This is a genomic window from Amycolatopsis sp. NPDC089917, from assembly GCF_040684635.1.
Classification (GTDB): Bacteria; Actinomycetota; Actinomycetes; order Mycobacteriales; family Pseudonocardiaceae; genus Amycolatopsis.
The window spans coordinates 102,717-110,706 of the sequence record NZ_JBFBGL010000027.1 but is presented as its reverse complement, the minus strand read 5'-3'; the positions used below and the strand labels follow the sequence as shown (position 1 = coordinate 110,706).

The following is a 7,990-nucleotide window of genomic DNA, read 5'->3' as shown; positions in this document are numbered from 1 at the left end:
TTGTTTGGCCTCGCGTCCTCACACCCCACACCCCCCCCCACGACCCCGGAAGACCGCTCCAGCCATCGTCGGCCACGTCGCGAAAGCCACTTTCGCGACGCTGGATGTCCCGAAAGTGGCTTTCGCGACATCGCTGGGACGCTGGTCCCGTGACGCCAACGCCACTCACGACCCCGCGCTGGGACTCGCCGGGGAGAAGGTGAACTGCGCCGGGTTCTGCGGCACCCAGAACGCCATCACGGCGGTCAGGAAAGTCGTGCAGATGAGGAAACCGAACGCCGCGGTGTAGGAGAAAGCGTCGGCGAGCCAGCCCATCGCCACCGGGGCGACCGCGCCGGCCACCTGGCCGCCGAAGTTCATCACCCCCATGCCGATCCCGGTGACCGCCGTGGGCAGCACCCGCAGCGGCAGACCGAAGACGGCCATCGTCGCCATGCCGAACACAGCGAGCGCGAGCGTTTCGTACAGGGTGAACTCCGCCGTGGTGCCCGCGTTCACCATCAGGATCAGCAGCACCACGGTCACCAGCGCGATCGAACCGAGGTACCAGCGGCCGTGGTCGTGGAAGTACTTGTCGAACAGCCAGCCGCCGAGGATGGTGGTGCCGATGCTGACCAGCATCGGGATCGCGGCGAGGACGCCGGTCTGGTTCAGTGTCAGCCCCCGCGCTTCGAGCAGGTAGCTGGGCACCCAGGTGATCAGGCCGTAGTTCAGCATGTTGGTGGCGCAGAACAGCAGCGTGAACTTCCAGACCACAAAGGACTTGAGCACCTGCTTGCGCGACACCTCGGGCACGCCGGTCTCGGTGCGGGGAAGGCTGCTCAACGACTTCGGCAGCGGCTTCGGCAGCAAGGTCCAGACGACCACGCCGATGATCGCACCGATCCCGGCCATCCAGAAGAACGTGTGCCGCCAGCCCACCGCCATCAGCAGCGGCCCGACGATCAGCGGCGCCAGGCCCGCGCCGATCCCGCCGGCGGACAGCATCACGCCGGTCACCGTGGCGCGGTTGCCGGGAGTGGTCCGTTCGGCGATGGCCTTGAACGACGCCGCCGGGAAAAGTCCCTGGCACACGCCGAAAAGACCGCGGACGAGCAGCAGCATGCCGAAGGTGCCCGCCATCCCGGTCATGGCGGTGAACGCCGACCAGGCCAGCAGCGTCACCAGCATCGGCCCGCGCGAGCCGTACCGGTCGGCGAGGAAACCCGCCGGGATCTGGCAGACCATGTAGACCAGCGCGAACACGGTCACGAGCCAGCCCTGCTGGGTCTTGCTGAGGTCGAACTCGGCGCCGATCATCGGCAGCGCCATCCCGATGGAGAACCGGTCGATATAGTCGACCGCCCAGGCGAAGACCATCACCACCATGGTGATGAGCGCCGTCCGGTTGATCCGCCGCGCTGTCCAGGTGTCCTCATTGACCACTGCCGTCATGGCGCCTCCGCGGAAACGTTGGGAGAGAAGGAGAACGGCGAGCGTGGCGCCGATCACTCATTCTGAAACGCACTCGGCGGACGGAGTTCGTGCGATCACACGAACATCCGCGGCCGTTTCGGGCCGGAAGACCAACGTCAGTCGTCGGCGCCCGGCGGTCCTGTCCGCGCGTCGCGGGGCAACAGCCGTAGTTGCACCATGGCGGCGAACCGCTCCCCCGCGTCGTCGAGGTCGATCTCGCCGACCTCGGCGAGGCGCCGCAGGCGATAGCGGAACGTGTTCGGATGGACGTAGGCCGCGGCGGACGCGGCGCCGATGTCACCGAAGGCGTCCAGCCAGCACCGGAGGGTGTGCACCAGTTGTGACTGGTGCTGGGCGTCGTAGGCGAGAAGTCGCGCGACAGGTCCTGTCGCGACGTCCCCCCTGGCCGCGGCGAGATCGGCCAGTTCCAGCATGAGCGCGTCGACGTGGACGTCGTCGGCGGTGGCGACGCGTTTCGCGCCGGCGTTCGTGAGCAGCACGCGCAACGCCCGGTCCGCGCCGTCACGCGAGGCACGCAGACCGGAGCCGTCGAGCGCGAGCGGTCCGATGCCGATCGCGGCGGCCGCCCGACGCCCTGTCCGCTCCAGGAAGGTCGACGCGACCCGCACCGAACGCTCCTGGCAGTCGTCGTGACTGCCGGGCATCGGGACGATGCCGTAGGCGACGTCGCCCACGAGCGCGACGGCCGAGCGGGGCTGGACGGCACTGAGGTGCATGGCGAGGGCGTCGGCGACCCGCTGGCGATCCGCGACCAGCCGGAGGTCGTCCTCCAGCGCGGGCGGGCCGAGCAAACCCATGGCGAGCACGATCGACGGCTGCCCGAGCAGGCCGAGCCTGGCGATGGCCTCCGGCGCCCCGGGACCGCCTTCCAGCGCCGTGCTCACCAGATCCGCGCGCAGCCGTCGCTCGACGTCGGCGCCCGCGCGCAGCCGGAGCATGTGCAACGCGACGAGCTTGGTGGCGTCGATCAGCGCCTGGGTCCGCTCGTCGCTGAGCGGCTCCCGGACCGCGGCCCAGATCGAACCGAGTATCTCGTCGCCGGCGCGGACGGCGAGCGCCACCCGGGGCAGGACGATCTCGATGTCTTCGTAGCGCTGCGGGTCGACGTAGACCGGCGTGTGGTCGCGGTACAGCCGCTCGAAGACGCCGTCCTGTTCCAGGCCGCGGGTGAACCGCTCCGGCACCTGCCTGCCGAGGATGGTCTCGACACGGGACGGGTCCGCCTCGTCCTGGCGCCCGGAGAACGCCAGGACGCGTGAGTTGCGGTCTTCGATGGTCACCGGCGCGTCCAGGAGCGCGGCGATCGCGTTGGCCAGCGCGAACAGATCACCCGACGGCATTCCGCCGAGCGTCTGCGGCGAGACCTCGCCGACGTCGCCCTCGGCGAGCAGGGTCCTGAGCATGGCGGCGAGCTGGGCCCAGGACGCGCCCCGCGCGAGCCCGAGCAGGGCGACCCCGGACGAATCCGCGGCGCGCCGGAGTTCCGGCGCCGGGGTGACGGGAGAGCGGACGACGAGCGCCGCCGCGCCCCTCGCACCCACGTCGCGCAAGAGACGGACGACCTCGTCCTGTTCCCGCACCCCGACGCCGAGCACGACGGCCCCGCCAGGGATTTCGGATTCGTCGTGCGGATCGTGGATGACCACCCCGCCGAGCTGCCTGCGAGTGGTCCGGCCGACCGCGACCGGCTCCAGGAGCACGTCCCCGAGGTCTTCGAGGACGCGCCCCAAGCTCGTGTGCGGCTTGCTGGGCACCGGTGTCAGCACCCCCCGAAGTTAAACCCGGCCTCGTCGAACCGTTTGGTTCGTTTCGCCAAATCTAACCCCGGAATTCGTAGCGCGCTACGAACCGATCCACACCTTTTCGGTGGTGACGTCGTCCAGGATCTCGGGAATCGGGGTGACGCCGAGGCCCGGCCCGGTCGGCACCGGAAGGTGCCCGGCGTCCAGCACGAACGGCTCGGTGATGTCCGTGCGGTAGAACCGGCCGGACGCCGAGGTGTCACCCGGCAGCGTGAACCCGGGCAGCGACGCCAGCGCGACGTTGGCCGCCCGGCCGAGCCCGGTCTCGATCATGCCGCCGCACCACACCGCGATCCCGTGCGCCGCGCAGACGTCGTGCACCCGGCGGGCTTCGAGGTAGCCGCCGACCCGGCCCGGTTTGATGTTGACGATCTGGCAGGCGCCGAGCTTGATCGCGTCCGCCGCGGCCTTGGCCGAGACGATCGACTCGTCGAGACAGATCGGCGTCCGGATCCGCTTGGCCAGTTCGGCGTGGCCGAGCACGTCCTCTTCTTCGAGGGGCTGCTCGATCAGCAGGAGGTCGAACGGGTCGAGCCTGGACAGCAGCGGCGCGTCGCCCAGCGTGTACGCGGTGTTGGCGTCGACCTGCAGCAGCACGTCATCACCGAATCGCTCGCGCACCTGCCGCACCGGCTCGACGTCCCAGCCGGGTTCGATCTTCAGCTTGATCCGGACGTAACCCTCGTCGAGGTAGCCGCCGACGACGTCGAGCAGCTGCGGGATCGAGTCCATGATCCCGACCGAGACGCCGCAGGCCACGGAGTCGCGAGTGGACCCCAGCTCGGCCGCGAAGGACCGTTCGTGCGCGCGGAGTTCGGCGTCGAGGACGGCCATCTCCATCGCCCCCTTGGCCATCCGGTGCCCCTTGAACTTCGCCAGCAACGGCGTCACCTTGTGCGCGGTGACGTCGTCGGCGGCCAGCAGTGCCGGGATCAGATGGTTCCGCAGCACGTGTTCGGCGGCGTCGTTGTACTCCGACGAGTAGAGCGGCCCCGCCATCGTGACGCATTCGCCCCAGCCCTCGCCCGACGGCGTCACCGCGCGGATGAGCAGGAGTTCCCGTTCGGCCTGCGTCCCGAACGACGTCCGGAACGGGGCCACGAGCGGCATCCGGACCCGGCGCAGTTCCACACCGCTGAGGTTCACGACTGCTCCTTCGAAATCACGTACCAGCCGGCACGATCGAAACCGGCGACCCTGGCGCTGTCCGCCATCAGTCCGCCGAGGACTTCGCGCAGAGCGACGCGCCACGCGTTGCCGCGACCGGGATCGGTGCGGCGCAACCGTTCGATGTCGGACGGGACCGCGACGAGCACAGTCGGGGCGTCGGTGGACCCGATACACGGACCGCCGTCGGAATCGACCGACAGCGCCTTCGCCGCGTCGAGCGTTTCCGCGTCGATCAGGACGGGTTCGCCGAAAGCGGCGGAGCGAACATCCGGGCTCGCCAGGTCCCAGCCGACCATCAGCCGATCGGTGTCACCCGTACCGTTGATGGCGTCCTCCATCGGACCGTAGAAATCGGGGAGGTAGCCGATCGGGCGCGCGCCGAGCTTCCCCAGGTTGAAATAGGCGTTGCGGCGCACCAGCGGATCGAAGGTCCAGGTGATCACCGAGACGTCCTGGAGCAGCGCCCAGCCCCGCTGGTGCAGTTTGAGCGCGTGTCCGATCCCCCGGCCCGCGCCGGCGTGGGCGACCCCGGCGATATGACTGTGCAGGCTCCCCTTGCCCGGGTTCCCGAAGAAACCGAAGCAGGCCCCCAGCAGTTCGCCGTGCTCGAACGCGCCCGCGACGTAGTTCCCGGCGGTGGACATCGCACGGAGCAGCTCCGTGCTGACCGGCCGGGTGCCGGGGGCCGACTGCCAGATCGACTCGAACAGCCCGACCACCGCGGCCAGATCGGCGATTTCGGTGAGTTCGCGGATTTCGACGCCCGAGGCCACGGCGGCGGCGCGTGCGGTGGCGACGGCTTCGTCGCGCACCTCCGCCGGCACCAGGCTCTCCGTATTCGTCGCAAGATTCGTCACGGGACAATCCTTTCCCGGCCCGGTGGCCGAGTCACCGTCGTGCCGCACCAGATTCGCCCGCGCTGTTCGTCGTCCCGGACGGACCACGCTTCGCGAGCACGTTTTCCACGAGTGCGGCCAGCAAAGCGGTCCGTCGTGGCACTTCCGCGACGACGACGTGTTCGTGATCCGCGTGTGCCCCGCCGCCGACGGCGCCGAGTCCGTCCAGGGTGGGAATTCCCATCCCGGCGGTGTAATTCCCGTCCGAAGCGCCGCCGACCGACGCGGAAGTGAGCTCCCCGAGACCGAGTTCGCCCGACAGTTCCCCGGCAAGCGCGAACAATCCCGCCGACGAGCCTTCTTCGAGCGGCGGCCGGTTGATCCCGCCGGTCACGCGGACCTCGGCGTCCTCCAGAACCGGCCGGAGATCCCGCATGGCCCGGTCGACGCGGAGTTGCTCGGTCTCGTTCCACACGCGCACGTCGACGGCCACCTTCGCCGCGGCGGGAACGGTGTTCACCGTCGTCCCCGCCGAGACGACGGTGGGGGTCACGCTGGTCCCGGCCTCCGGATCGGCGATCGCGGCGATCGCGAGGATCTGATGCGCGATCTCGATTCCCGCGTTGATCCCCTTCTCCGGTTCGAGCCCGGCGTGCGCGGCGCGGCCGACGACCTCGACCCGGTAATGGGAAACGCCTTTGCGGCGGACCTTGAGCGCCCCACCGTCGGCCGAAGCCTCCAGCACGAACGCGGCGTCACAGCCCGCCGCCGATTCCTCGATGAGGGCACGGGACGACGGCGAGCCGATCTCCTCGTCGCCGGTGACCAGAATGGACAGTCCCTCGCGATCGGGCACGGTCGCGGCGGCGTGCAGCGCCATCACGACCCCGGCCTTCATGTCGAAACAGCCCGGCCCGCGCAACACGCCGTCTCGCACCGAGAACGGATGTGTCTCCAGCGAGCCGTGAGGCCACACCGTGTCGTGGTGCCCGAGGAGCAGCACTCGCGGCGGCCCGTCACCGAATCGCCAGCGCAGATGCGTGACCCCGTCGATGACGATCCGCTCCGGCTCCGCGCCGAGCAGCCTCCGGCCCACAGCGGCCACCACTTCGGCGCTGCGAGCCACGGCTTCGTGATCCGAGGACGGGGATTCGCAGCGGACGAGCGTTTCGATGTCGTCGAGCAAGTCGCTCATCGCGGCTCACCCCGCAGCGGCTTGCCGGGGAAGGCTTCGGTGCGCAGGTTCCCGTCGGTGACGACCGGGACACCCGAGACGAACAGATGCCGGACCCCGACCGAAGGCCTGGTCGGGTCGAAGTAGGTCGCCGCGTCGGTGACGGCGTTCGGGTCGAGGACAACGATGTCGGCGTCGGCCCCGACGTTGAGCCGTCCCTTGGCCAGCGCGCCGGGAGCGACCTCGTCGAGTACGCGCGCCGGCAGATAGGAACAGCGCCGGAACGCCTCCAGCCATGTCCACGCCTTGCTCTCGCGCACCATCAGGCGCAACGTCTTGGCGTACGTGCCGGCCGTGCGCGGATGCGTCGCACCGCCGGGTGGCAGCGGCCATTCCCGGCTCTCGCTGGTCCCGTTCTTCCAGTACACGGGCAGCGCGTCGCTGGCGACGATGGCGTCGGGGAAGGCGAGCGCCTGGCGCAGCAGGCCGAGGTCGTGCGGGTCGCTTTCGTCGAGAAACTCCAGGATGCACGGCGCGCCCTGGTCTTCGGCGCGCACCTGGAGCAGGCGGCCTTCGTCGGCGATCCGCTCCCCCGACTCCAGCATGATCACGCTGGACGGCGAGAGTCCCTTCATCTTCAGGCGCTCCGGCGACAGGAACGCCGCACCGATGGCGGTGCTGCCCGCGCCGTACGGATAGGCCTCGACGGTCACCCGGGATCCGGCGGAACGACCCGCTTCGAGAGCACCGAGCACGCGCTCGATCTGCTGCCCGGAAGTGCTGTTCACATGGCAGTGGTGCATCGCGGCGCCGGTCTCGGCGGCGACGATCGCGATCTCCGCCGAACCGTCGATCGGTGTCGCCGGATTCACCTCGACCAGCTCACGGACGTGGGTGTAGGTCGGCGCCCCGGCCTCCTTCGCGAGGCGGGCCAGCGCGAGGAACTCCCCGGGCTCGGTGTCGGGCGCGTAGCCCAGGAGCACGCCGACGCCGAGCGCGCCCGCGGCCAGTTCACCGTCCACAAGGGACAGCCAGGCGGCGAGTTCCGTCGGCGACGAAGACCGTTGCCAGAGAGGGTTTCCGAGGACCGCAAGGCCGCTGTCGATGTTCGCGTCCGGCTCGATCCCGGCGAGCACCTGTGCCCGCGCGGCACCCCAGGACGCGGAGAACCCGTAGTGCAGCGGACGTCCCGCCTCGGCGGCCTCGGCGTAGGCCCGCTCGATCGGCATCAGCCCGGCTTCGAGGTCGAGCGCGGCCGTCACCCCGTCCATCGCCTGGAGCCGCTGGCCCGCGATGGTGTGCACGTGGCTGTGCAGGTCGATGAAGCCCGGCCCGACGACGAGCCCGGTGACGTCGATCTCCACGTCGCCGGGCTCCGCGGTCAGCCCCGCCTCGACGGCGGTGACCACCCCGCCGGATACCAGCACGTCGGCCGTGCCGTCGAACCCCGTCGCCGGATCGATGACACGACCGCCACGCAAGAGTGTCCGCATGCTTCGCCTCCTTGGATCGCCTCGTTCATGGCGACCCTA

General features: G+C 70.0%; 6 protein-coding genes. All 6 read right to left on the bottom strand.

The window, feature by feature from the left end; genetic code table 11:
* Positions 1 to 165: 165 nt before the first annotated feature.
* Positions 166 to 1,434: an MFS transporter gene (locus tag AB0N89_RS20960; RefSeq protein ID WP_364206817.1), complete on the bottom strand. Its 1,269-nt coding sequence runs from the start codon at positions 1,432 to 1,434 to the stop codon at positions 166 to 168.
* Between the two features lie 137 nt (positions 1,435 to 1,571).
* The gene (locus AB0N89_RS20955; protein ID WP_364206815.1) at positions 1,572 to 3,242 is read right to left on the bottom strand and encodes a helix-turn-helix domain-containing protein; all 1,671 of its coding nucleotides are present in this window, start codon (positions 3,240 to 3,242) and stop codon (positions 1,572 to 1,574) included.
* A 75-nt stretch (positions 3,243 to 3,317) separates the two neighbouring features.
* Entirely contained in the window at positions 3,318 to 4,424 is a 1,107-nt protein-coding gene (gene menC / locus AB0N89_RS20950; protein WP_364206813.1) for an o-succinylbenzoate synthase, read from the bottom strand.
* On the bottom strand, positions 4,421 to 5,305 hold the full coding sequence (locus tag AB0N89_RS20945; protein WP_364206811.1) for a GNAT family N-acetyltransferase: 885 nt from the start codon (positions 5,303 to 5,305) through the stop codon (positions 4,421 to 4,423). The genes menC and AB0N89_RS20945 overlap by 4 nt, the downstream gene beginning before the upstream one ends.
* Positions 5,306 to 5,336: 31 nt before the next feature.
* On the bottom strand, positions 5,337 to 6,479 hold the full coding sequence (locus tag AB0N89_RS20940; RefSeq protein ID WP_364206809.1) for a M20 family metallopeptidase: 1,143 nt from the start codon (positions 6,477 to 6,479) through the stop codon (positions 5,337 to 5,339).
* Positions 6,476 to 7,951, bottom strand: coding sequence for an amidohydrolase family protein (locus AB0N89_RS20935; protein ID WP_364206807.1), 1,476 nt, complete (start codon positions 7,949 to 7,951; stop codon positions 6,476 to 6,478). Before AB0N89_RS20935 ends, AB0N89_RS20940 begins: the two co-directional genes overlap by 4 nt.
* Positions 7,952 to 7,990 lie beyond the last annotated feature (39 nt).